26 protein-coding genes are annotated in these 24,154 nt (G+C 70.4%); 16 read left to right on the top strand and 10 right to left on the bottom strand.

Annotated elements, in window-relative coordinates:
• Positions 1-69: 69 nt before the first annotated feature.
• Positions 70-1,167: a redox-regulated ATPase YchF gene (gene ychF / locus RISW2_RS04730; protein ID WP_043767288.1), complete on the top strand. Its 1,098-nt coding sequence runs from the start codon at positions 70-72 to the stop codon at positions 1,165-1,167.
• 36 nt (positions 1,168-1,203) lie between these two features.
• Here ychF and RISW2_RS04725 read toward each other — a convergent pair whose 3' ends face one another.
• Positions 1,204-2,040, bottom strand: a complete 837-nt coding sequence (locus RISW2_RS04725; RefSeq protein WP_051491810.1) for an ABC transporter permease — start codon at positions 2,038-2,040, stop codon at positions 1,204-1,206.
• Between the two features lie 172 nt (positions 2,041-2,212).
• On the opposite strand from RISW2_RS04725, the gene RISW2_RS04720 reads away from it, so the two are divergent.
• Positions 2,213-2,806, top strand: a complete 594-nt coding sequence (locus RISW2_RS04720; protein WP_043767286.1) for a GcrA family cell cycle regulator — start codon at positions 2,213-2,215, stop codon at positions 2,804-2,806.
• Between the two features lie 12 nt (positions 2,807-2,818).
• Here the strand turns inward: RISW2_RS04720 and RISW2_RS04715 are convergent, their stop codons facing one another.
• On the bottom strand, positions 2,819-3,874 hold the full coding sequence (locus tag RISW2_RS04715) for an FUSC family protein (protein WP_051491801.1): 1,056 nt from the start codon (positions 3,872-3,874) through the stop codon (positions 2,819-2,821).
• 130 nt (positions 3,875-4,004) lie between these two features.
• On the opposite strand from RISW2_RS04715, the gene rimO reads away from it, so the two are divergent.
• Positions 4,005-5,375 carry a 30S ribosomal protein S12 methylthiotransferase RimO gene (gene rimO / locus RISW2_RS04710; RefSeq protein WP_043767284.1) on the top strand — a complete coding sequence of 457 codons (1,371 nt, stop codon included), beginning with the start codon at positions 4,005-4,007 and terminating at the stop codon, positions 5,373-5,375.
• 397 nt (positions 5,376-5,772) lie between these two features.
• Here rimO and RISW2_RS04705 read toward each other — a convergent pair whose 3' ends face one another.
• Positions 5,773-6,735 (bottom strand): helix-turn-helix transcriptional regulator, encoded by a 963-nt coding sequence (locus RISW2_RS04705; RefSeq protein ID WP_043767282.1) that lies wholly within the window; start codon positions 6,733-6,735, stop codon positions 5,773-5,775.
• A gap of 9 nt (positions 6,736-6,744) precedes the next feature.
• On the opposite strand from RISW2_RS04705, the gene RISW2_RS04700 reads away from it, so the two are divergent.
• Positions 6,745-7,320 carry a thymidine kinase gene (locus tag RISW2_RS04700; protein ID WP_043767412.1) on the top strand — a complete coding sequence of 192 codons (576 nt, stop codon included), beginning with the start codon at positions 6,745-6,747 and terminating at the stop codon, positions 7,318-7,320.
• Between the two features lie 8 nt (positions 7,321-7,328).
• Here the strand turns inward: RISW2_RS04700 and RISW2_RS04695 are convergent, their stop codons facing one another.
• From RISW2_RS04695 to RISW2_RS04680, 4 genes are all read right to left on the bottom strand, one after another.
• A complete protein-coding gene (locus RISW2_RS04695; RefSeq protein WP_043767280.1) occupies positions 7,329-8,447 on the bottom strand; it encodes a beta-ketoacyl-ACP synthase III in 1,119 nt (372 codons plus the stop codon).
• An 81-nt stretch (positions 8,448-8,528) separates the two neighbouring features.
• Positions 8,529-8,867, bottom strand: a complete 339-nt coding sequence (locus RISW2_RS04690; RefSeq protein WP_043767278.1) for a tRNA-binding protein — start codon at positions 8,865-8,867, stop codon at positions 8,529-8,531.
• A complete protein-coding gene (gene proC / locus RISW2_RS04685; RefSeq protein WP_043767276.1) occupies positions 8,860-9,675 on the bottom strand; it encodes a pyrroline-5-carboxylate reductase in 816 nt (271 codons plus the stop codon). The genes RISW2_RS04690 and proC overlap by 8 nt, the downstream gene beginning before the upstream one ends.
• A gap of 70 nt (positions 9,676-9,745) precedes the next feature.
• Positions 9,746-10,246: a type III secretion system chaperone family protein gene (locus RISW2_RS04680; protein ID WP_043767275.1), complete on the bottom strand. Its 501-nt coding sequence runs from the start codon at positions 10,244-10,246 to the stop codon at positions 9,746-9,748.
• A 316-nt stretch (positions 10,247-10,562) separates the two neighbouring features.
• Between RISW2_RS04680 and RISW2_RS04675 the strand changes: the two genes are divergently transcribed.
• On the top strand, positions 10,563-11,897 hold the full coding sequence (locus RISW2_RS04675) for an NAD(P)-dependent oxidoreductase (RefSeq protein WP_043767273.1): 1,335 nt from the start codon (positions 10,563-10,565) through the stop codon (positions 11,895-11,897).
• Between the two features lie 48 nt (positions 11,898-11,945).
• Positions 11,946-13,253, top strand: a complete 1,308-nt coding sequence (gene preA / locus RISW2_RS04670) for an NAD-dependent dihydropyrimidine dehydrogenase subunit PreA (RefSeq protein WP_043767270.1) — start codon at positions 11,946-11,948, stop codon at positions 13,251-13,253.
• A 42-nt stretch (positions 13,254-13,295) separates the two neighbouring features.
• Here the strand turns inward: preA and RISW2_RS04665 are convergent, their stop codons facing one another.
• Both RISW2_RS04665 and RISW2_RS04660 read right to left on the bottom strand, forming a co-directional pair.
• A complete protein-coding gene (locus RISW2_RS04665; protein ID WP_043767267.1) occupies positions 13,296-13,478 on the bottom strand; it encodes a hypothetical protein in 183 nt (60 codons plus the stop codon).
• A gap of 130 nt (positions 13,479-13,608) precedes the next feature.
• Complete coding sequence (locus RISW2_RS04660; RefSeq protein WP_043767264.1) at positions 13,609-14,244, bottom strand: TetR family transcriptional regulator C-terminal domain-containing protein; 636 nt, start codon at positions 14,242-14,244, stop codon at positions 13,609-13,611.
• 239 nt (positions 14,245-14,483) lie between these two features.
• On the opposite strand from RISW2_RS04660, the gene RISW2_RS04655 reads away from it, so the two are divergent.
• The 10 genes from RISW2_RS04655 (at position 14,484) to RISW2_RS04610 (ending at position 23,329) form a co-directional block, all read left to right on the top strand.
• Positions 14,484-15,734 (top strand): Zn-dependent hydrolase, encoded by a 1,251-nt coding sequence (locus RISW2_RS04655; protein ID WP_043767262.1) that lies wholly within the window; start codon positions 14,484-14,486, stop codon positions 15,732-15,734.
• A 127-nt stretch (positions 15,735-15,861) separates the two neighbouring features.
• Positions 15,862-16,893 (top strand): acyltransferase family protein, encoded by a 1,032-nt coding sequence (locus RISW2_RS04650; protein ID WP_156943780.1) that lies wholly within the window; start codon positions 15,862-15,864, stop codon positions 16,891-16,893.
• 43 nt (positions 16,894-16,936) lie between these two features.
• Entirely contained in the window at positions 16,937-17,173 is a 237-nt protein-coding gene (locus RISW2_RS04645; protein ID WP_043767258.1) for a hypothetical protein, read from the top strand.
• Positions 17,174-17,284: 111 nt separating this feature from the next.
• Positions 17,285-18,748 carry a dihydropyrimidinase gene (hydA, locus tag RISW2_RS04640; RefSeq protein WP_043767255.1) on the top strand — a complete coding sequence of 488 codons (1,464 nt, stop codon included), beginning with the start codon at positions 17,285-17,287 and terminating at the stop codon, positions 18,746-18,748.
• Positions 18,745-19,092: a hypothetical protein gene (locus RISW2_RS04635; RefSeq protein ID WP_043767253.1), complete on the top strand. Its 348-nt coding sequence runs from the start codon at positions 18,745-18,747 to the stop codon at positions 19,090-19,092. Before hydA ends, RISW2_RS04635 begins: the two co-directional genes overlap by 4 nt.
• 55 nt (positions 19,093-19,147) lie before the next feature.
• Positions 19,148-19,924, top strand: coding sequence for an ABC transporter ATP-binding protein (locus RISW2_RS04630; RefSeq protein WP_043767249.1), 777 nt, complete (start codon positions 19,148-19,150; stop codon positions 19,922-19,924).
• A complete protein-coding gene (locus RISW2_RS04625) occupies positions 19,921-20,340 on the top strand; it encodes a GNAT family N-acetyltransferase (RefSeq protein ID WP_043767245.1) in 420 nt (139 codons plus the stop codon). The genes RISW2_RS04630 and RISW2_RS04625 overlap by 4 nt, the downstream gene beginning before the upstream one ends.
• Before the next feature lie 74 nt (positions 20,341-20,414).
• Entirely contained in the window at positions 20,415-21,338 is a 924-nt protein-coding gene (locus RISW2_RS04620; protein WP_043767408.1) for an ABC transporter permease, read from the top strand.
• Positions 21,339-21,435: 97 nt separating this feature from the next.
• Positions 21,436-22,281, top strand: a complete 846-nt coding sequence (locus RISW2_RS04615) for an ABC transporter permease (RefSeq protein ID WP_043767243.1) — start codon at positions 21,436-21,438, stop codon at positions 22,279-22,281.
• A gap of 43 nt (positions 22,282-22,324) precedes the next feature.
• Positions 22,325-23,329, top strand: coding sequence for an ABC transporter substrate-binding protein (locus RISW2_RS04610; RefSeq protein WP_043767241.1), 1,005 nt, complete (start codon positions 22,325-22,327; stop codon positions 23,327-23,329).
• Positions 23,330-23,384: 55 nt separating this feature from the next.
• Here the strand turns inward: RISW2_RS04610 and RISW2_RS04605 are convergent, their stop codons facing one another.
• The gene (locus RISW2_RS04605) at positions 23,385-24,146 is read right to left on the bottom strand and encodes an HpcH/HpaI aldolase family protein (protein ID WP_043767239.1); all 762 of its coding nucleotides are present in this window, start codon (positions 24,144-24,146) and stop codon (positions 23,385-23,387) included.
• Positions 24,147-24,154 lie beyond the last annotated feature (8 nt).

Raw genomic sequence — 24,154 nt, 5'->3', positions numbered from 1 at the left:
GCTCCGCTTGCGCTGGGCCCGCCCGACCCCTAGAAGCGCCCCGGTCGCCAGAACGAGGAGAGACGCGCCATGGGCTTTCGGATGGGAATCGTGGGCCTGCCCAACGTGGGCAAGTCGACGCTGTTCAACGCGCTGACCCGGACCGCCGCGGCGCAGGCGGCGAACTTTCCCTTCTGCACGATCGAGCCCAATGTGGGCGACGTCGCCGTGCCGGATTCCCGGCTCGAGACGCTCGCGGGCATCGCGAAGTCGCGGCAGGTGATCCCCACGCGCATGACCTTCGTCGACATCGCGGGGCTGGTGAAGGGCGCGTCCAAGGGCGAGGGCCTCGGCAACCAGTTCCTGGCCAACATCCGCGAGGTGGACGCGATCGCGCATGTCCTGCGCTGCTTCGAGGATGGTGACGTGACCCATGTCGAGGGCCGCATCGACCCGGTCGCCGACGCCGAGACGATCGAGACCGAGCTGATGATCGCCGACATCGAATCGATCGAGCGGCGGCTGCAGAACATCGTGCGGAAGGTGCGCGGCGGCGACAAGGAGGCGGTCCAGCAGGAACGCCTGATGAAGCTCGCGCTCGAGGCGCTCGAGGCGGGCCGACCCGCGCGCACCGTCGAGGTCGACGCCGAGGACGCGAAGGCCTGGCGCATGCTGCAGCTCCTGACGACGAAGCCGGTCCTCTACGTCTGCAACGTGGCCGAGTCGGATGCCGGCGCCGGCAACGCGCTGTCCGAGGCGGTGGCGAAGATGGCGGCCGAGCAGGGCAACGCGCATGTCGTCATCTCGGCACGGATCGAGGAGGAGATCGCGCAGCTCGACCCCGAGGAGGCCGAGATGTTCCTGGGCGAGATGGGGCTCGAGGAGCCGGGCCTCGACCGGCTGATCCGCGCGGGGTACACGCTCCTGAACCTCGAGACCTACTTCACCGTCGGCCCGAAGGAGGCCCGCGCCTGGACGATCCCCGCGGGCACGCTGGCGCCGCAGGCGGCGGGCGTGATCCACGGCGATTTCGAGAAGGGCTTCATCCGGGCCGAGACGATCTCCTACGACGACTACGTCGCGCATGGCGGCGAACAGGGTGCCAAGGATGCCGGCCGCATGCGCGCGGAGGGCAAGGCCTACACCGTCCGCGACGGCGACGTCCTGCACTTCCTGTTCAACACCTGATCGGACGGGCGAGGGGGCCCCGCCCCCTCGGACGCCTTACGCCTTCAGCCGGTAGCCGCGGCGGAACATGGACCAGGCGAGCACGGTGATCGCCGCCACCGACACCACGCCCACCACGAAGCCGAGCCAGGGCGAGCTGTCCGACTGGCCGATCATGCCGTAGCGCGCCCCGTCGATCAGGTAGAAGATCGGGTTGAGGTGGGTGATCTCGTACATCACCGGCGGCAGCGCCTCGACCGAGTAGAAGGTCCCCGACAGGAAGGCGAGCGGCGTCACGATGAAGTTCGTGATCGCGGCCATCTGGTCGAACTTTTCGGCGAAGATGCCCGCGACCATCCCGAGGCCCGCGAGGAACGCCGCGCCGAGAAGCACGAAGACCAGGACCACCAGCGGGTGTTCCGGCACGAGCCCGATGGCGAGCCAGAAGCCCGCGGTGATCGCGACGGCGACCACGAGGCCGCGCGCGATGCCGCCGGCGAGGTAGCCGATCACCATCTCTCCGCCCGAGAGCGGCGGCATCAGCGTGTCGACGATGTTGCCCTGCACCTTGGCGATGACGATGGACGAGGAGGTGTTCGCGAACGCGTTCTGGATCACCGTCATCATCAGGATGCCGGGCGCGATGAAGGTGGTGAACGGCACGCCCATCACGTCGCCGCGGGACGGGCCGATGGCGATGGTGAAGATCACGATGAAGAGACCGGCGGTCACCAGGGGCGCCAGCAGGGTCTGCGTCCAGACATTGGTGAAGCGCAGGATCTCGCGCTGGCAGAGCGTGTAGAGCCCGAGCCAGTTGACCCGTCCGAACCGCCGGGTGCCGTGCGGCCGCGGCGCCTCGACCGCGCCCTCGCGCCCGGTCCGGGCGCCTGTCATTGTGTCGCGCATGAAACTGCCTCTTCCGTCGGGTTTCCGTTGCTCCGCGACGCGGCCGCGGGGCTCCGCCGGCTTGTAACTCGACGGCTCGTGATTAGAATAGGGGGCGTCAGGGAATTGTCAGGCGGCCGCGACGACGCGGGCCGCCTTACGTCACTCGAAGGGATGCCCGATGTCTTGGACCGATGAACGCGTGACCCTGCTCAAGAAGATGTGGAGCGAGGGCCAGTCGGCGAGCCAGATCGCCAAGGAACTGGGCGGCGTCACGCGCAACGCGGTCATCGGCAAGGTGCACCGCCTCGGATTGTCGAACCGCACGGGCGGCGAGCCCGCCGCCGAACCGCAGCCTGCGCCGGCCGCGCCCAGGGCCGAGCCGCGCGCCAAGGCGCCGCGCGAGGAGGCCCGGACCGGCGAGCCGGAACCCGCCGCCGAGGCGGCCCCGCAGGCCGCGCCCGAAACCAAGGCGGCAAGCGTGATCCCTGCCCGGAGCAAGATCATTCCTGCGGGGCAGCCGCTTCCGCCGCAGCCCTCGGCGAACGAGATCAGCCCCGAGGCCCTCGCGAAGGTGAGCGAAGTGGAGAAGAAGGCGAAGAAGCTGACGTTGATGGAGCTGACGGAGCGCACCTGCAAGTGGCCCGTCGGCGACCCGGCGACGGAGGACTTCTGGTTCTGCGGCCTGCCCGCGCAGCAGGGCAAGCCCTATTGCGAGGCGCATGTGGGCGTGGCGTTCCAGCCCATGTCCTCGCGCCGCGACCGTCGGCGCTGAGGCGGCGGCGCGTCAGCGCCCCGCCAGCGCGTCGCGCTCGGTGCGCTCGGGGGCGCCCGGCCGCGCCGCGACGGAATGGTCGGCCTCCGGGTCGGGCGATTTCAGCGTCTCGATGGCCTCCGGATCGATGCGCCGCAGGATCCAGAGCGCGATGACGCCGAGCACCACTGCCATCAGCGCCGCCGCCGCCATCGAGTAGACGCGCTCGAACGCCAGCCTCTCGACGTCCGACACGAGGCTCAGCGCCTCGATCACCGCGACGGTCAGGAGCGTGACGAAGGCGACCGAGCTGCGCGGCAGGATGCGGAAGGCGAGCGGCAGTGCGAGGATGGCGATCGCCGCCCGCAGCACCACCTCCTCCACCACGAAGGCGAGGCCGAGCGCGACGGCGACGCCCGCCACCGTCCCGAGGCTGCGTTTCGCGGTACGCGAGAAGAGCTCTCCGAAGGGCGGGATCCACAGCACCGCGAAGGTGAGCGGGAACCAGAACCCGTGCGCGCCGAAGAACGTGTTGCCGACCCAGACCGACAGCACGAGCCCCACGCCGAGGGCGGCACCGAAGAGCAGCGAGTATTCCGGGCTCGAGGCGTCGTCCTGCGCCGCGTCCGCGGCGTGGCCCATGGCCCAGGTGACCCCGACGCTCCAGAAGATGGCGGCGATCGACAGGGCGAGGATCAGGGCCTTCTGATCTTCCGGCAGCACGGGCCCGGTGAACACCGTCCAGGTGAAGAGCGCGCGCAGGCAGGGCGTCGCGAGCCCGTGCCGGAACCCGATGGCGGTGATGACCGACAGGATCGCGGCCACCTGCAGCGACAGGACCAGCGAGCCCAGGGCGAGGACGCCGCCCATGCTGGTCATGAGCGTGACGCCCGTCGCCGCGTAGATGCCCGACTGCTTGGCCGCGAGGTGGGCGGGCATCGCCGCGATGAAGACCGCGGCACCGGGACTGCCGAAGATCGCGACCGCCGCGATCACCGGCACGACCACGGCGAGCATGGTCGTCAGCACCGCGTGCCACGGCATCTGCCGCTCGCCGTCGATCAGGAAACGTCCCAGGGCTTGCAGCATCACTCCGGTCTCGCGCGGCGTCTTGGATCCGCAGGCCACGTAGGCCAAAGCGGCGGTGCGGCAAAACCGGCGGGGCGCCTTGCGTCGCGAGGGCCTTTCGCGCGGACGCGTCCGGCGCTATAGGCGCGCCATGTCCCAGAACCCGCCAAACCTCCGTCCCGACCTTGCGCGCGCCCGCGTCGACGCCACCCGCCGCGACGGTCAGCCGACCATCGGAATGGTGTCGCTCGGCTGCCCCAAGGCGCTTGTCGACAGCGAACGCATCCTCACGCGGCTGCGCGCCGAGGGCTACGGCATCTCGCCCGATTATTCGGGCGCCGACGCGGTGATCGTGAACACCTGCGGCTTTCTCGACAGCGCCAAGGCCGAGAGCCTGGAGGCGATCGGCGAGGCGCTGGCGGAGAACGGGCGCGTGATCGTCACGGGCTGCCTCGGGGCCGAGCCGGACTACATCACCGGCGCCCATCCGCGGGTGCTGGCGGTGACGGGCCCGCACCAGTACGAGCAGGTCCTCGACGCGGTCCACGCGGCGGTGCCGCCCGCGCCCGATCCGTTCATCGACCTGCTGCCCGCGGCGGGAGTGCGGCTGACCCCGCGGCATTACAGCTACCTGAAGATTTCCGAGGGCTGCAATCACGCCTGCAAGTTCTGCATCATCCCCGACATGCGCGGCAAGCTGGCCTCGCGCCCGCATGCCGCGGTCATGCGCGAGGCGGAAAAGCTGGTCGACGCCGGGGTGAAGGAGCTGCTCGTCATCAGCCAGGACACCTCGGCCTACGGCACCGACATCCGCGACCGCGCGACGAAGTTCCCCATCGTCGATCTGGCGCGCGACCTCGGCTCGCTCGGGGCGTGGGTGCGGCTGCACTACGTCTACCCCTATCCGCACGTGCGCGAGATCGTGCCGCTGATGGAGGCGACGGGTTCGGGCGGGGGCGTCCTGCCCTATCTCGACATTCCGTTCCAGCACGCCCATCCCGACACCCTGCGGCGCATGGCGCGGCCCGCGGCGGCCGAGCGCACGCTCGACGAGATCGCCGCTTGGCGCGCGGCCTGCCCGGACATCGTGCTGCGCTCGACCTTCATCGTGGGCTATCCCGGCGAGACCGAGGAGGAGTTCCAGACCCTGCTCGACTGGCTCGACGAGGCGCGGCTCGACCGGGTGGGGTGCTTCCGCTACGAGGACGTGAAGGGCGCGCGGTCGAACGCGCTCCCCGACCACGTGGACCCCGAGGTCAAGGACGAGCGCTGGGCGCGGTTCATGGAAAAGGCGCAGGCGATCTCGGCGGCCAAGCTCGCGGACAAGGTCGGCACCACGCTCGAGGTCATCGTGGACGAGGTCGACGACGAGGCGGCGACCTGCCGGACCCGCGCGGATGCGCCCGAGATCGACGGCAACCTGTTCGTGGACGAACATTTCGACGGCCTGAAGCCGGGCGACGTGCTGAACGTGGTCGTCGAGGAGGCCGGCGAATACGACCTCTGGGGCCGCCCCGCCTGACCCCGGGGGCGCCGCCGTGCGATCGGCGGCGATTCGCTCACGGAGCCGTGAGATTACCCAGTGGCCCCGTCCGCGCAAGGTCGACCTGCAAGGATTTGCAGTTTCGGGGGGTGCCGGTCTCAATCTTTCGGTAACGAAGCCCGATTCGGGCGGATAATTGCTCAGGACTCGGCGGTTTCATGCGGCTAAAATGAGGCCATTGCGAGTGCCGTCCCTTATGCGGCAGCGCGGGGCCGAAGGATCTTCCAAGCGATCGCGGTGCAATTTCGGCGCCGTACCTCTTCGGTTTCGCTCCTTTTCTCCCTTTTCTCGGGGGCGAGCCATACTGACACCCTTTCAGGACGACAGGGGGTGCCTCGCGAGGGGCACCCCATTTTCTTTGGCAGGATTGTGGCGTTCAGCGCCTCAGAGGGGGTGCGCGCCGGGGGCCGACATCGTCCATCTCGACCAGCTCCTCGACCTCCTCGCCCTCGACCGGGTGCAGCGGGTCGGGCAGGACCCCGAGCGACATGGCGAGCGCCGCGATCTCGGAGCGCGATTTCAGCCCGGTGTTCTGGCAGAGCGCCGCCATGCGCTGCCGCACGGCCGAGACCGAGATCTCGAGCTGCTCGGCGATGCGCTTGTCCTGGAGGCCCTGTCCGATGAGCTTCAGCAGCTCGAGCTGCTTTGGCGTGATGTGGTTGCGGTCGGTGAACTCGCGGCGGAAATGCATGAGGTAGCGCTGGTGTCCCATCATCGCGATGGCGTGTAGCGCCCAGCCATGGGCGCTGACGATGGTGCGCATCTCGCGCCGTCCGTGCGGGCCCGAAAAGGTGATGAGCGCGGCGCGCGGCGGCGCGTCCTGGCGCAGCGGGATCGAGAATCCCGATCGCAATCCCCGCGCCGCCGCCTCGCGCAGCACCGCCAGCCGGGCCTCGGGCATCGGGTCGTACTCGTCGGCGAACTCGATCCCCGTGACGACCGGGGTCAGCCGCGACATGGCATGGTGCCGGAAATAGGACCACCGCCGCACGTCGTCACTGCGGTAATGGTCCTGCAGCCACGAGGAATCGTAGGACGTGCGCATGAAGAGGGTGCGCCGCCAGTCCTGCAGGCCGCCCGCCGACACGAAGTCCACGAAGGGCAGTCCGACCTTGGCGCCGGCGCCGACGATCAGCTTCCACACCTCAAGGCTGCTTTCCGTGCGCTCGAGCGCGAGGAGGAAGTCCTGCAGAAGCTCGGGCGTGTAGCTCTCGGCCTGCGAGAGCCGGCGCCGCGGGGTGCCCGCCGGCACGGGCGCCACGTCGCCCAGGACCGGGTCGATGGCGCCGTCCTGGACGCCGTTCAGGGTGTGCTTGTCTTGCGGCGTGGGCTCGGGCATCTGACCGTCATGGCGAAGCTCTATTTCCACTATTCCACCATGAACGCGGGAAAATCGACACTGCTTTTGCAGGCCGCGCACAACTACGAGGAACGCGGCATGCAGGTCATGCTCATGACCGCGGCCATCGACGCGCGTGCCGGCGAGGGGCGGATCGGCTCGCGCATCGGGCTCGGCCGGTCGGCGGACACGTTCGCGGCGGACACCGATCTCTTTGCCGCGGTGACGGACCGCGCGGCACCGCCCGCCTGCCTGTTCGTGGACGAGGCGCAGTTCCTGACCGAGGAACAGGTGTGGCAGCTCGCGCGGGTGGCGGACGATCTCGGCGTGCCGGTGATGTGCTACGGGCTGCGCGTCGATTTCCGCGGCAAGCTCTTCCCGGGCTCGGCGGCGCTCCTCGCGCTGGCCGACTGGATGCGCGAGGTGCGCACGATCTGCTGGTGCGGCCGCAAGGCGACGATGGTGGTGCGGCAGGACGCGGAGGGCCGGGCGCTGCGCGACGGCGCGCAGGTGCAGATCGGCGGCAACGAGACCTATCGAAGCGTCTGCCGCCGCCACTGGCGCGAGGCGGTCGAGGCGGAGTGAGGCGCGCCTCAGGCGCGTTCGACCAGCACCGAGCCGACGGAATAGCCCGCCCCGAAGGAGCAGATGACGCCGCGGTCCCCGGGCGACAGGTCGTCCGAGTTCTGCGCGAAGGCGATGATCGATCCGGCCGACGAGGTGTTGGCGTAGTCCTGCAGGATGTTCGGCTGCTCGTCCGGCGCCGGCACGCGCCCCAGCACCTTGCGTCCGATGAAGTCGTTCATCGTCTTGTTCGCCTGGTGCAGCCAGAGGCGGCGCAGCTCGTCCGGGCGCCAGCCCGCACCTGCGAGGTGCGCGGCGATGTGGTCGGACACCATCGGCAGCACTTCCTTGAACACCTTGCGGCCGTTCTGCATGAACTGCATGTCGCGGCGGTCCTCCATCTGGTCGCGCGTGCGCCGGAGAAAGCCGTTGTTGTTGCGGATGTTGTTGGAGAACTGCGTCGCGCAGCGGGTCGAGTCGACCACGAAATGGGCACCCTGCGCGTCCTCGGCCCGCTCGATCACCACCGCGGTCGCCACGTCGCCGAAGATGAAATGGCAGTCGCGGTCCCGCCATTCGAGGTGACCCGAGCAGATCTCGGGGCTGACAACCAGCGCGCGGCGCACCGATCCCGCGCGGACCATGTCGGCCGCCGCCTGGATCCCGAAGGTCGCCGACGAGCAGGCCACGTTCATGTCGAAGGCGAAGCCCGTGGCGCCGAGCAGTTCCTGGATCTCGATGGCGACGGCGGGGTAGGGCCGTTCGTGGTTCGAGGCGGCGCAGAGGATGCAGTCCACGCCCGCCGCATCCCGCCCCGCCTGCGCGAGCGCGGTGCGCGCCGCCGACAGCGCCATCTCGGCCATGATCGAGGGTTCGTCGTCGCTGCGCGCGCGCAGGCGCGGATACATCCGGTCGGGATCGAGCACGCCTGCCTTGTCCATCACGTGCCGCCGTTCGATTCCCGAGGCCGAGAGGATGAAGTCCGAGCTCGAATGCGGCTTGGCCTCCACCGTGCCTGCGGTGATCTCGTCGGCATGGGCCGCGTTCCAGCGATCGGCGTAGGCGTTGAACGCCACGACGAGCTCGTCGTTCGTGATCGTCTCGGGGGGCGTGAAGACGCCGGAGCCGGTGATGGCGGGCTGGTACATGGCTCTCCTCCGGAAGTGGCGGGCCACAGAAGCGCAGCCGCGCCCGCGGGTCAAGGGATGCGCCCCGGGTGACGCTGCGCCTCAGTGCATCCGCGCCCCGTCGGGCACGGGCATGTCCGGGGCCAGAAGCACGATCGCGCCGTCCGCATCCGAAAGCCCGAGGACCAGCACCTCGGACAGCATCGGGCCGATCTGGCGCGGCGGGAAGTTCACGACCGCCAGCACCTGCCGGCCCACCAGTGTCGCGGGGTCGTAATGCACGGTGATCTGGGCCGAGCTCTTCTTCTCGCCGATCTCGGGCCCGAAATCGATCCAGAGACGGATCGCGGGCTTGCGTGCCTCCGGAAAGGGTTCGGCCCGGGTCACGGTGCCCGCGCGGATGTCGACCTTGAGGAAGTCGTCGAAGGCGATCTCAGCCACGGCCAAGCTCCCGCGCGCGGTCGGCGGCGGCGGCGACGGTGCGGCGCACGAGCGGCTTCAGGCCGGCCGCGTCGTCCATCAGCACCTCGAGCCCCGCCTGCGTGGTGCCGTTCGGGCTCGTCACGTTGCGCCGCAGCTCCGCGGGATCGGTGCCGGTCTCCATCGCCAGCGCGCCGGCGCCGGCGACGGTGGCGCGGGCAAGCCGGAGGGCGAGGTCGGGTGCGAGCCCCTCGGCCTCGGCCGCCGCGGCGAGGCATTCGATCATGTGGAACACGTAGGCCGGCCCCGATCCCGACACGCCGGTGACCGCGTCGATCTGGGCCTCCTCCTCGAGCCGCACGACCTCGCCCACGGCGGACAGGAGCAGCTCGGCCTGCTGCAGGTGCGTCTCGGTCGTCCGGGCGTTGCCGACGATGGCGGTGATGCCGCGGCCGATGGCCGCCGGCGTGTTGGGCATGGCGCGGATCACCGGCGTCCCGTCGCCCAGGAGGTCCTCGTAGGTCGCGATCGACACGCCCGCCGCCACCGACAGGAACAGCGTTCCGCTGCCGCCAAGCGCGGCGAGGTCGGGCAGGGCGTCGGCCATCATCTGCGGCTTGACCGCCACGAGGACGAGCGCCGGGGCGTCCGGCAGGTCCGTATTCAGGTGGACGTCCTGGCGTTCGAGCCAGTCCGAGGGCTTGGGGTCGCGCACCGTGACCGAGGCGGGCGGGAGCCCGCGGGCAAGCCAGCCTTCGAGCATGGCCGATCCCATCTTGCCGCAGCCCAGAAGGACGAGCCCGCGGCGGGCGATTTCGGTGTCCTGCATCGCGTGTCTCCCGTGCGCTGACGGGGCGGCCGCGCGGACGCGCCGCCCCTTTCCGTGCCGGGCGCGAGAGTTACGCGTGCCCGTAGGCTTCCGCAATGGCGATCTGCAGCGCCTCGGTCGGGGTCTTCTCCGACAGGGCCATGAGCTGGAACGCCGGATAGTAGCGTTCGGCCGACAACACGGCCGCGGTGATCATCGTGTCGATCTGGTCGGCGCTCGCCACCTGGCCGCCGGCAAGCACCAGCCCGTAGCGGTAGACCATCAGCTTCTGCTCGATCCAGAACGAGAACGCGCCGGCCCAGCACTGGTCGTTCACGAGGTTCAGCCCCTCGTAGAGCGCCGGCAGCTTCTCCGCGGGCGGATCCATCTCGAAGGTGCAGATCAGCCGCAGCGTCTCGTCGTAGCCCGACCAGGCGAGGGTGATGGAGTAGGTGCGCCACTGGCCCTCGACCGCCATCGCGATCTGGTCGTCGCCGATCCGGTCGAAATCCCATTCGTTGTGCGAGGCGAGATGCTCGACGATGTCGATGGGATGAATGTCCTCCGTGAAGAAGTGTTCGGACAATGCCATGGCGCCACCTCTGCTGTTGTCGCGCTGGGGGCTGGCAGCGCCCCCAAGCGCTTGGTGCCTGCTCTAGGGTCGGCGCGGTTCCGCGACGCCCATACCACATATGGTGCATGGGCCTGCGCTGCGGTGTAAAGCGATATTTTCGTGACGGCCGCAGTAAGTTGTGGAAAAGCGGTGGGCCGGGCGCAACATGCTGCCGGCCCGGCCGCGGAGCTGGTCTCGGGGGCCTTTGCCGCGTTCGCATCGTGCACAAAATTTACCGTTTGATAAAATTTTCTTCCGTGCCACTCTGGCCTCGACAGAACCCAGGGAGGGATGGATGACCGATCCGTTGACGCCCGGCATCGCCGCGGGACGCCTGAGTGCCCGCGAGATCGCGGCGAACTTCGTCGACCTCCACGCGCCGCTCGACGCGCACGAGGCGCAGGTGGCCGCGGACCGCTGCTACTTCTGCTACGACGCGCCCTGCGTGACCGCGTGCCCCACCGGCATCGACATCCCGCTCTTCATCCGGCAGATCGCCACCGGCCAGCCCGAGGCGGCGGGGCGCACCATCTTCGACAGCAACATCCTGGGCGGCATGTGCGCGCGGGTCTGCCCGACAGAGGATCTGTGCGAGGGCGCCTGCGTGCGCGAGGCCGCCGAGGGCAAGCCGGTCGAGATCGGCCTGCTGCAGCGGCACGCCACCGACGCGCTGATGGCGCGGCAGGGCCATCCCTATCTACGCGCGGCCGCGACGGGCCGGCGGGTGGCGGTTGTCGGGGCGGGGCCGGCAGGTCTGGCCTGCGCCCACCGGCTCGCCATGCACGGCCACGACGTGACGGTCTACGAGGCGCGGCCCAAGGCGGGCGGGCTCAACGAGTTCGGCATCGCCGCCTACAAGTCGGTCGACGGCTTTGCCGCGCGCGAGGTCGAGTGGCTGTGCGGCATCGGCGGCATCACGATCGAGACCGGCCGCGCACTCGGCCGCGACCTGGACCTCGGGACGCTCGCGGCGGAGTTCGACGCGGTGTTCCTGGGCGTGGGCCTCGGCGGAACGAACCCGCTCGACGTCGACGGGGCCGAGCGCGAGGGCGTGGCGGACGCGGTGTCCTTCATCGCCGAGCTGCGGCAGGCCGAGGACCTGACGACGCTGCCGGTGGGGCGCGACGTGGTGGTGATCGGCGGCGGCATGACCGCCATCGACGCGGCGGTGCAGGCGCGGCTTCTCGGTGCCGAGACGGTGACCATCGCCTATCGCCGGGGCCGCGACCGCATGGGCGCGTCGCGCTACGAGCAGGACCTCGCCGCGACGAAGGGCGTGCGAATCCTCTGCAACGTCATGCCCGTGGCGGTTCACGGCAACGGCGCCGCGACCGAGATCGAGCTCGAATACACCGAGGAGGGGGAGGCCGGCCTCGTCGGCACCGGCCGCACGCTGCGGCTGCGCGCCGACCAGGTGTTCCGCGCCATAGGCCAGGCCATCGTCGCGCCGGACGGGCTCGAGATGGACGGCCGCAAGGTCCGCGTGACCGGCGCCGGGCGCACCTCGATGGCGAAGGTCTGGGCGGGCGGCGACTGCACGGCGGGTCAGGACCTGACCGTGGTCGCCGTGGCCGAGGGTCGCGACGCGGCCGAGGACATCCACGCCGCGCTTACCGGCGCGGCGGGCTGATCAACGTCCGGCGCCCGGTGCGCCAGGCAGGACAGGGAGACGAGCGGAATGGCCAATCTCGAGACGACCTTCGCGGGCATCACCAGCCCGAACCCGTTCTGGCTGGCCTCGGCGCCGCCGACGGACAAGGAATACAACGTGCGCCGCGCCTTCGAGGCCGGCTGGGGCGGCGTCGTGTGGAAGACGCTCGGCGCCGAGGGCCCGCCGGTCGTGAACGTGAACGGCCCGCGCTACGGCGCGATCTGGGGCGCGGACCGGCGCCTTCTCGGGCTCAACAACATCGAGCTGATCACCGACCGGCCGCTCGAGACCAACCTCGAGGAGATGGCGCGGGTCAAGGCCGACTATCCCGACCGCGCGCTGATCGCCTCGATCATGGTTCCCTGCGAGGAGGAGGCGTGGAAGGCGATCCTGCCGCGCGTCGCAGAGACGAACGCCGACGGGATCGAGCTGAACTTCGGCTGCCCGCATGGGATGAGCGAGCGCGGCATGGGATCGGCCGTCGGGCAGGTGCCCGAATACATCGAGATGGTCACCCGCTGGTGCAAGAAGTATTACGACCGGCCGGTGATCGTGAAGCTGACGCCGAACATCACCGACATCCGCAAGCCCGCGACCGCGGCGCGCAACGGCGGGGCGGACGCGGTGTCGCTCATCAACACGATCAACTCGATCACGTCCGTGAATCTCGACACGATGGCGCCCGAACCCACCATCGACGGCAAGGGCTCGCACGGCGGCTATTGCGGTCCCGCGGTCAAGCCCATCGCGCTGTCCATGGTATCCGAGATCGCCCGCGATCCCGAGACGCGCGGCATGCCCATCTCGGGGATCGGCGGCGTCACCACGTGGCGCGACGCGGCGGAGTTCCTCGTCCTCGGCGCCGGCAACGTGCAGGTCTGCACCGCGGCCATGACCTACGGTTTCCGCATCGTGGAGGAGATGGCCCGCGGCCTGTCGGCGTGGATGGACGACAAGGGGCACGCCTCGGTCGCCGACGTGGTCGGACGCGCGGTGCCGAACGTCACCGACTGGAAGCACCTCAACCTCAACTACGTGACGAAGGCCCGCATCGACCAGGAGGCCTGCATCCAGTGCGGGCGCTGCTATGCCGCGTGCGAGGACACCTCGCACCAGGCGATCGCGATGAAGCCCGGCCGGGTGTTCGAGGTGATCGACGCGGAATGCGTGGCCTGCAACCTCTGCGTCAATGTCTGCCCGGTCGAGAACTGCATCTCGATGGTCGAGATGGAGGCCGGCAGCGTCGACCCGCGGACCGGCCGCACGGTCGAGCCCGCGCATGCGGACTGGACCACGCATCCGAACAATCCCGGGGCTCTCCGCGCCGCGGAGTGACCGCCCGGGCAGCCGGGACCACCGGCTGCCCCTGCGCGCGGCTCAGCCCTGACGGGGTCCGCGCATGTCGTGGATCAGGTCGCGGATCGTCTGCCACTCGGCCGCTTCCTGCTGCTGGCCCTTGGCCTCGCTGTCGCGGGCCCGGCGCGCGGCCTCGGCCGCGGCGGCGGGGCCCTGCCGCCGGTAGAGGGCGCGGGCATATTCGGAGATCTGCATGGCGTCCATCGTCGTGCCTCCTGGTTCAGGGGTTCCGACCGTCTGGTCACCCGGAAAACGAGCGGCCGCGTGGCCGGGTTCCGCCATGGTAGAGCACCGCGGCCCCGGTCGGCGAGGATTTTCCGACCCCGCGGGACCGTCAGGGCAGGAGCATCCCGCGGAACATGCCGTCCACGTGCCGGCGCGCCCCCGACCAGGCCGCCTTTCCGTCGGGCATCAGGACGGCGACCTGCGCCTCGAAATCCGCGTAGTGCTGGGTCACCGCCCAGACGGTGAACAGGAAATGGCCGGGATCGACCGGGGCGATGCGGCCCTCGGCGGCCCAGCGGCGGATCAGCGCGCATTTCGCGTCGAAGAGCGGCTTCAGCCCGCGTTCCAGATGCGGCCCCATGCGCGGCGCGCCCTGCAGGATCTCGTTGGCGAAGAGCCGGCTCTCGCGCGGCAGGCGGCGGCTCATCTCGAGCTTCGTCATGACGTAGCCCATCAGCGCCTCGACCGGGTCCTCGGCCTCCTCGAGCGCCTCGAGCGGAGCCAGCCATTCCGCCATCAGCGCGTTCAGGAGCGTGACGTGGATCGCCTCCTTGCCGTCGAAGTAATAGAGCACGTTCGGCTTCGACATCCCGGCGCCGTCGGCGATCTGGTCCAGCGTCGCGCCACGGAAGCCGTGCGCCGAGAACACGTCGAGCGCCGCCTCGAGGATCCGCCGGCGGTTGCGCGTCTGGATGCGGCTGCGCGGCCGGGGCGTGCTGGCAGCGGGCGCGGCGTCTTCGGCCATTGGCGACTCCGTCCTGATGACGCATTGTGCACGGTGCGAACCGTTTGGGCATCGGCGCCGAGCAGGGCCCCCCGGGCAGCTTGACAGAGGCACGGCCGGTTGCAATCGTGCCTTTACCAAATGGTAAAAAACCCTCGTGGCCGCGGTCAAGCTCCGTCGTGCCGCGCGTCCGGAACCGGGGCGGGCCGCGCAGGCCCTCGCCGTGCAACCGGGCAGAAGACTGGGCAGAAGGACGCGAGATGGCAGCACCCGGCGAGAACCTCAGGATCGACGGCGACCGGCTCTGGGACACCCTCATGGAGATGGCGAAGATCGGACCGGGCGTTGCGGGTGGCAACAACCGCCAGACCCTGACCGATGCCGACGCCGAGGGCCGTGCGCTGTTCCGCCGCTGGTGCGAGGCGGCGGGCTGCACCATGGGGCTCGACGGCCTCGGCAACATGTTCGCCGAACGCGCCGGGACCGATCCCGACGCGCTGCCGGTATACGTGGGCAGCCACCTCGACACCCAGCCCACGGGCGGCAAGTACGACGGCGTGCTGGGCGTGCTCGGCGGGCTCGAGATCCTGCGCACGCTGGACGACCTCGGCATCCGCACCCGGCGGCCCATCGTCGTGACCAACTGGACGAACGAGGAGGGCACGCGCTTTGCCCCGGCGATGCTGGCCTCGGGCGTCTTCGCCGGCGTGCACGCGCAGGACTGGGCGGAGGACCGCACCGACGCGGACGGCAAGCGCTTCGGCGACGAGCTCGACCGGATCGGATGGCGCGGCGACGAGGCCGTGGGCGCGCGCAAGATGCACGCCTTCTTCGAGTTGCACATCGAGCAGGGGCCGATCCTCGAGGCCGAAGGCAAGGACATCGGCGTCGTGACCCACGGGCAGGGTCTCTGGTGGCTGCAGGTCACGCTGACGGGCAAGGATGCACATACGGGGTCGACCCCGATGGAGATGCGGGTGAACGCGGGCCTCGGCATGGCGCGCGTCACCGAGGCGGTGCACCGGATCGCCATGGACCACCTGCCGAACGCGGTGGGCGCGGTCGGGCAGGCCAACGTCTATCCCAACTCGCGCAACGTGATCCCAGGCAAGGCGGTCTTCACCGTCGACTTCCGCTCTCCGGACCTCGACAAGCTCAATTCCATGCGTGCGCGGCTCGAGACGGAGGCGGCGGACATCGCCATGGACCTCGGCCTCGGGATCGAGATCGAGCCGGTCGGCCATTTCGATCCGGTGACCTTCGACGAGACCTGCGTGGGCGCCGTGCGCGCGGCGGCCGAACGGCTCGGCTATTCGCACCGCGACATCGTGTCGGGCGCCGGGCACGACGCCTGCTGGATCAACCAGGTCGCGCCGACCGCCATGATCATGTGCCCCTGCGTCGACGGCCTGAGCCACAACGAGGCCGAGGAGATCACCCGCGACTGGGCCAAGGCCGGCGCCGACGTGCTGCTCCACGCGGTGCTCGAGACGGCGGAAATCGCCGAATGATCGGGCAGTCGTCGTTCCGCGCCGGTCCTGCGGCATCGCGACGTCTTCCCGGGCCGCAAGCGCATGGTTAGGCTCGTATCCGGCATGATGTTCTTGGGCCGTCGCGGGGCGGCCGGGGAGGCCTCGGGTGCTCGGCGGGATCCAGTGCGGACGTGCAGTCGCGGCCATCATGGTGGCCGTCTTCCATGCCAATTCGTTCTTCCTGCCGGACAAGCTCTATGGCGGGCGCGATGCGGGCGCGGGCTGGTCCATGGGCTATGCCGGGGTCGAGTTCTTCTTCGTGCTGTCGGGCTTCATCATGCTGTACGTGCACGCGCGGGATTTCGGCGTGCCGGCACGGGCGCAGCGGTTCATGCGCAAGCGCATCGTGCGGATCTACCCGTTCTACTGGTGCGTGATGGCGCTGCTGCTTCTCAGCTACGCCGCGCTGCCGGGAACCGGGCCCGAGGCCGCGCGCGACCCGCTGACGGTGCTCGGCTCGCTCCTGCTGTGGCCCGGCACGGTGCCGCAGGTCATGAACGTCGCCTGGACGCTGCAGCACGAGATGCTGTTCTACCTCGTCTTCGTGACCATGATCCTGAGCGCGCGGGCGGGCGTCGCGCTGTTCGGCGGCTGGATGCTGGCCTGCCTCGTGGCGGTGCCGTTCGGGATCGAGGCGCTGCCGCTGGCCTTCCTGCTCTCGCCCTACAACCTCCTGTTCCTCTTCGGCATGGTCGCGGCCCACGCGACGGGACGCCTGTCGGTGCCGGTGGCGTGGGCGCTCTTCGCCGCGGGCGCGGTCCTCTTCTTCGGCGTGGGACTGATCGAGCAGTGGACGGAGCTCGCATGGCATCGCGGCGCGCGGACGCTGCTCTACGGGATCGGCGCGGCGCTGATGGTCGCGGGGCTTGCCTCGGGCCGGCCGCCGGTACCGCGCTGGCTGTCCTTCCTCGGGGACGCGTCCTACGCGATCTATCTCGTGCACGTCCCGGTCATGAGCGCGGCAACGCTGGTGGTGGCGAAGCTCGGCCTGCAGGAGGGCGTGCCGCCCGCGCTCATGCTGGCCCTGCTGGTGGCGACCGGGGTCACTGCGGGGGCCGTGGCGCACGTGCTGGTGGAACGGCCGCTCCTGCGCGCGTTCGCGGGCCGGCCGCCGCCGGCCACGCAGCCCAGCGCCTGACCGCGCCGGCCATCGGGCCGGCACCCGAAACGGAGGCACGGCCATGAGGCGGACCGCGATCCTGCTGATCGCCTGCGGCGCGCTTGCGGGCTGTGCGGCGTCGGGCACCCCCACGGGCATCCGCCAGGTGGGCGGCACGACGCTGGTCGAGGATGCCGAGGGCGCGACGCTCGTGATCGACGAGAACGGCTGTCAGTCGGTCGTGCCCGAGGGCTCGACCGTGGCCGAACCGGTGACCGACGCCGACGGCGCGCCCGTCTGCGTGCCCGACGGCACCTAGCGGGGGAGGACACCGGCCCGTGCCCCGCATCACCGTTCAACCGGACCGACGGCGCGCGCCGCGGCCCAGCCCGGCAGAGACCGGATATCGCAGAACCAGGGGAGGCTGATCATGTCCACCAAGGTCATCAAGAACGGCACCATCGTCACCGCCGACCGGACCTGGAAGGCCGACGTGCTGATCGAGGGGGAGACGATCAAGTCGATCGGTCCCGACCTCAGGGGCGACGAGACCATCGACGCCGAGGGCGCCTACGTGATCCCGGGCGGCATCGACCCCCACACGCATCTCGAGATGCCGTTCATGGGCACCACCGCCGCCGAGACGTTCGAGACCGGCACCTGGGCGGCGGCCTGCGGCGGCACCACGATGCTCGTCGACTTCGTGCTGCCGGGAGCCGACGGGTCGATCAAGAACGCGATCAACGACTGGCACCGCAAGTCCGGCCACCAGATCTGTTCCGACATCGGCTTTCACTGCGCGATCACGGGCTGGAACGAGACCATCTTCGACGAGATGAAGGACGCCGTCGAGATGGGCGTCAACTCGTTCAAGCACTTCATGGCCTACAAGGGCGCGCTGATGATCGAGGACGACGAGATGTTCGCCTCGTTCAAGCGCTGCAAGGAGCTGGGCGCGCTGCCCATGGTGCATGCCGAGAACGGCGACCTCGTCGCCGACATGCAGCAGCAGATGCTCGAGCAGGGAATCACCGGCCCCGAGGGCCACGCCTATTCCCGCCCGCCCGAGTTCGAGGGCGAGGCCGCGAACCGCGCGATCACCATCGCCGATGCCGCCGGCGTGCCGCTCTACATCGTGCACGTCTCCTGCGAGCAGGCGCACGAGGCGATCCGCCGCGCGCGACAGAAGGGCATGCGCGTCTACGGCGAGCCGCTCGCGCAGTTCCTGACCCTCGACGAGAGCGAGTACTTCAACAAGGACTGGGACCACGCCGCGCGGCGCGTGATGTCGCCGCCCTTCCGGTCGAAGGACCACCAGGAATCGCTCTGGGCGGGCCTCCAGGCGGGATCGCTGCAGGTGGTGGCGACCGACCATGCCGCCTTCTCGACCGAGCAGAAGCGCATGGGCGTGGGCGACTTCACGCGCATCCCCAACGGGTCGAACGGGCTCGAGGAACGCCTCGCCGTCCTCTGGACCCACGGGGTCGAGACCGGGCGGCTGACGATGAACGAGTTCGTCGCCGTGACCTCGTCGAACATCGCCAAGATCCTCAACATCTACCCGCAGAAGGGTGCGATCGTCGAAGGCGCCGATGCCGACATCGTGGTCTGGGACCCCTCGATCCGGAAGACCATCAGCGCGTCGAACCACCATTCGATCCTCGACTACAATGTCTTCGAGGGGTTCGAGGTGGTGGCGCAGCCGCGCTACACGCTGAGCCGCGGCGACGTGATCTGGGCCTGGGGGCAGAACAGCCAGCCGCAGCCCGGGCGCGGCCGCTACGTGCCCCGGCCGGCCTTTCCTTCCGCCCACGCGGCGCTGTCGAAGTGGAAGGCGCTGACCGCGCCCAAGATGATCCACCGCGACCCGCTCAACATCCCGGCCGGGGTATGAGCGGCGTGCGGGCCCACGTCTTGTCCGTCGTGCTCGCGTCCGGCGCCGCCGCCTCCGCGGCCGAGGCGCAGGCCGTGCTCGGGACCGAGGCCGGCTGCGCCTTCGTGGAGGGGCGCGAGAGTGCCGTCGAGGACCGCTACGCGCTCCTGCACGGGCACCTGACGCTGCGGGATGCGACCTGCCAGATCCAGGGCGTGCAGACCGGCACCATGATCGCGAGCTGCAACGGCGACATGAGCGGGCGGTTCCGCGCCGTCCTCGGCATCGCGCCGAGCCCGGACGGCGGTGTCGTCCTGACCCTGCCCGAGGGCGGCGGCACCGAGGTGCTCTACCCGTGCGAGTGACCGTCCGCCACATGCCGCGCCGCATCCGCGGCGCACAGACGAAGGAGGCCGGCACATGGACCCGGTGATCTCGGCCAGGGGGCTGAACCTGACCTTCCGGACGAACGACGGCCCGGTGCACGCGCTCAAGGACGTGGACCTCGACATCGGCCCCGGCGAGTTCGTGTCCTTCATCGGCCCCTCGGGTTGCGGCAAGACCACGTTCCTGCGCTGCGTCGCGGGGCTCGAGACGCCCACGGGCGGCACGCTGCAGGTCAACGGGATGAGCCCCGACGCCGCGCGGCGCGCGCGCGCCTACGGCTACGTGTTCCAGGCTGCGGGGCTCTACCCGTGGCGCACCATCGGCGGCAACATCCGCTTGCCGCTCGAGATCATGGGCTTCCCGGAGGAGGAGAAGCGCAAGCGTGTGCGCGACACGCTGGCGCTTGTCGACCTCGAGGGCTTCGAGAAGAAATATCCCTGGCAGCTCTCGGGCGGCATGCAGCAGCGCGCCTCGATCGCGCGCGCGCTGAGCTTCGATGCGGGCATCCTGCTGATGGACGAGCCCTTCGGCGCGCTCGACGAGATCGTGCGCGACCGGCTGAACGAGGAACTGCTGTCGCTCTGGGCGCGGACCGGCAAGACCATGCTCTTCGTCACCCACTCGATCCCCGAGGCGGTCTATCTCTCGACCCGCATCGTGGTGATGAGCCCGCGGCCCGGCCGGATCTCCGACGTGATCGAGAGTCCGCTGCCGCGCGAGCGCCCGCTCGACATCCGCGACAGCCGCGCGTTCATCGAGATCGCGCACCGCGTCCGCGAGGGCCTGCGCGCGGGCATGGAGGCGGCATGACCCCGCGCCGCGCTTGCCCGGACGACGCGCCGGCCTGCGCCGCGATCGTGCGGGCGTGGCTCGACCGGACCGACTGGATGCCCGAGGGGCCGGACCTGCGCACGCTCGAGGAGGCGATGCGCGCGGCCTTCGCCGAGCGCGAGGTCTGGGTCGTGGGCGATCCGGCCGAGGGCTACCTGTCCTTCGATCCGGGCACGTCGCACGTCCGTGGGCTCTATGTGGGGCGGCCCGGCGCCGGGATCGGCCGCGCGCTGCTTGACCGGGCGAAGGAGGGGCGCGACCGGATCACCCTCGACACCCATGTGCCGAACCGCGACGCGCACCGGTTCTACGCGCGCGAGGGCTTCCGCGTGATCGAGACCGACCGCGCGGGAAGCGACGGCGTGCCGGAGCTGCGCATGGAGTGGCGACGATGAGCGACACGACGCCGCTGGCCGCCCAGGGCGCCGGCATCGGACGGTCGGGGCGGGTCGCGCTCTGGGCCCGCGGCATGCGCCGCGCGCTGGTGCCGGTGCTGACCGTGGTCGCGGTGCTGGTCGCGTTCTGGTACCTCGCCTGCATCCCGATGAATGCCGGCGCGGCGGTCCAGCAGGCCGCGCGCGCCGACATCGCGGTCAGCCCCGAGAGCGCGGCGGAGCGGCGGCAGATGGGCGGGCTCGCCCTCGCGCTCAGGAACCCGGGCGTGGCGGTCGCCGGCGCCTTCGGGCAGGAGCGCGCGCGGCTGCCCGCGCCGCACCAGGTGGCGGCGGAGCTCTGGTCGGGCGTCGCCGGACAGTCCGTGACCTCGAACCGCAGTCTCGTCTACCATGCCTGGGTGACGCTGTCGGCGACGCTGCTCGGCTTCGTCTTCGGCACCGGGCTCGGGATCGCGCTGGCGGTGGGGATCGTGCACAGCCGGGTGATGGACATGAGCGTGATGCCCTGGGCCATCGTCAGCCAGACGGTGCCGATCATCGCCATCGCGCCGATGATCATCGTCGTGCTCTACTCGGTGGGCATCCAGGGCATCGTGCCGAAGGCGATCATCTCGGCCTACCTGTCGTTCTTTCCCGTGGTGGTCGGCATGGTGAAGGGACTGCGGAGCCCCGACGCCATGCAGCTCGACCTGCTGTCGACCTACGGGGCCTCGGCGCGGCAGGTCTTCTTCAAGCTGCGCCTGCCGGCCTCGATGCCCTACCTCTTCGCCTCGCTGAAGATCGGCATCGCCGCCTCGCTGGTCGGCGCCATCGTGGGGGAGCTGCCGACCGGCGCCTCGGCCGGGCTTGGCGCGCGGCTGCTGGCGGGCAGCTACTACGGACAGACCGAGCAGATCTGGGCCGCGCTGCTCGCCGCGACGGTGCTGGCCGCCGCCTGCGTCGGCGCGCTCGGCGCGGTGGAGCGTGTGCTCCTCGGGCGGATGGGGATGCGGACATGAGGGCGCGCCTGCCCGGCGCCCGAGGGGGGCTGCGCGCCCCCCGCTGCCTGCGGCAGCCCCCCGCGGGATATTTCCGCCAAGAAGAAGGAGGAGCGGCATGCTGCTCGTGAGCCTCGCGCTGGTGCTCTGGGCGGGGGCGTGGTGGATGAACGCGCGCCTCGCCACCGGGCCCGCCCGCGACAGCGCCGCGGTCCGGGCGGCGGTGCCGCTGATCTTCGGCGCGACGCTGCTCGCGCTCTGGGAACTCGGGGTGCGCGGGCTCGACGTGCCCATGGTCATCCTGCCCGCGCCCTCGGTGATCGCCGCGACCTTCGCGGGCCGGCTGCCGACGCTCTGGGAGGATTTCGTGCAGACCTTCCTCAAGGGGGCGCTGTCGGGCTACGTGATCGGCTGCGCGGCGGCGGTCGCGGTCGCCATTGTCGCCGACCGCTTCGCGTTCCTGCGCAGGGGTCTTCTGCCCGTGGGCAACTTCATGGCGGCGCTGCCCATCGTCGGCACGGCGCCGATCCTCGTGATGTGGTTCGGTTTCGACTGGCAGTCGAAGGCGGCGGTCGTGGTGGTGATGGTGTTCTTTCCCATGCTCGTGAACACGGTAGCGGGGCTGGCCGATACCGGGTCCATGCAGCGCGACCTCATGCGCACCTACGGCGCGGGCTACCTGCAGACGCTCGTGAAGCTGCGGCTGCCGGCGGCGATGCCGTTCATCTTCAACGGGCTCAAGATCTGCACCACGCTGGCGCTGATCGGCGCCATCGTCGCCGAGTTCTTCGGCTCGCCCATCCGCGGCGTGGGCTTCCGCATCTCGACCTCGGTCGGGCAGCTCGCGCTCGACATGGTCTGGGCCGAGATCGCGGTCGCCGCGATCGCCGGCACGCTCTTCTACGGCGCGATCGCCGCGCTCGAGAAACGGGTCACGTTCTGGCACCCGTCGCACCGCTCCTGAGAGGGCCGGGCGAGAAGACGGAACCGACAAGGAGAGGTATGACATGAAGACGACGATCATCGGGGCGACCGTGGCCCTGGCGCTGGGCGCGCCGGCCGCCTTCGCGCAGGACGCGGTGACGCTGCAGCTCAAGTGGGTCACGCAGGCGCAGTTCGCGGGCTATTACGTGGCCGAGGACAAGGGCTTCTACGACGAGGAGAACCTCGATGTCACCATCAAGGCCGGGGGCCCCGACATCGCGCCCGAGCAGGTGATCGCGGGCGGCGGCGCCGACGTGATCGTGACGTGGATGGCGGCGGCGCTCGCGGCACGGGAACGCGGCGTGCCGCTCGTCAACATCGCGCAGCCCTTCGCCACCGGCGGCCTGCAGCTGACCTGCCTCAAGGAGGCCGGGGTCGAGACGCCCGAGGACTTCCCGGGCCGCACGCTCGGGGTCTGGTTCTTCGGCAACGAGTACCCGTTCTACGCCTGGATGGCGCAGCTCGGCGTGGGCACCGACGGGGCGGACGAGGACGGCGTCACGGTGCTGAAGCAGGCGTTCAACGTCGACCCGCTGCTGCAGGGGCAGGCCGACTGCATCTCGACCATGACCTACAACGAGTACGGTCAGGTGCTCGACGCGGGCTACGCGCCCGAGGAGCTCGTGAACTTCAACTATCTCGAGGAAGGCATCGGGATGCTGGAGGACGGGCTCTACGTGATGGAGGACGACCTCGAGGACGCGGCGTTCCGCGACCGGATGGTTCGCTTTGTCCGGGCCTCGATGAAGGGCTGGAAATATGCCGAGGAGAACCCCGAGGAGGCCGCGCAGATCGTCGTCGACAACGACATGACCGGCGCGCAGACGCTCGACCACCAGACCTACATGATGAGCGAGGTCGCGAAGCTGACGGCCGGGTCGGACGGCGCGCTCGATCCCGACGACTACCAGCAGACGGTCGACACGCTGCTCTCGGCGATCTCGGAGGAGAACCCGGCGATCACCGAGGAGCCCGAGGGCGCCTGGACGCACGTGATCAGCGACGAGGCGCTGAACGGCGGATCGTGACCCCCGGGGGGGGCGCCGGTCCCCGTGTTCCGGGGGCCGGCGGCCCCGCCTCGGGTCAGCCGCGCGCGGTGCGGGCGGCTGCCACGGCCTCGCGCAGGAGCACGAGGTCGACCCCCACCGCGAGGAACAGGGCGCCCGCCGCCTCGGCATCGGCCAGCATGCCGCGGTCGTGGCTCAGGATGCCGGGCGCCTTGCCGGCCGCGCGGATGCGGCGCGTGGCGTCGAGGATGGCCGCGCGCACCGGCGGCGCGGTCAGATCGTCGGGATGGCCCATGGAGGTCGAAAGGTCCGCGGGTCCGATGAAGACGCCGTCGAGATCCGGCACCGCGAGGATGTCGTCGAGCGCGTCGAGCCCCGCGACCGTCTCGACCTGCACGATGGCGCAGATCTCGGCGCCCGCGCGGGAGACGTAGCCGGGGATGCGGCCGAACCCGCTCGACCGCGTCGCGCCGCCCACGCCGCGCATGCCGCGGGGCGGGTAGTGCATGGCGGCGACCGCCGCCTCGGCCTCGGCGCCCGACTGGACGTAGGGCACGATCACCGTCTGGGCGCCCGCATCCATCAGCTTCTTGATCTCGGTGGAGTCGTTGGCGCCCGGGCGCACGCAGGCCGAGACCGGGTAGGCGGACGCGGCCTGCAGGAGCGGCATCACACGCTCGGCATCGAGGGGCGTGTGCTCGGTGTCGATCACGATCCAGTCGAGGCCCGCGCCCGCATGCATCTCGATCACGGCGGGGTCGGGGATGGTGCACCAGAGGCCGATCTGGCGCCGGCCTGCGGCGAGCGCGGCCTTGAAGGCGTTGCGGGGAAGGTCCATGGGCGGTG

The sequence above is a fragment of the Roseivivax isoporae LMG 25204 genome (genome assembly GCF_000521865.1).
In the GTDB taxonomy this organism is placed as follows: domain Bacteria; phylum Pseudomonadota; class Alphaproteobacteria; order Rhodobacterales; family Rhodobacteraceae; genus Roseivivax; species Roseivivax isoporae.
This window is presented reverse-complemented; position numbering and strand designations above follow the sequence as displayed.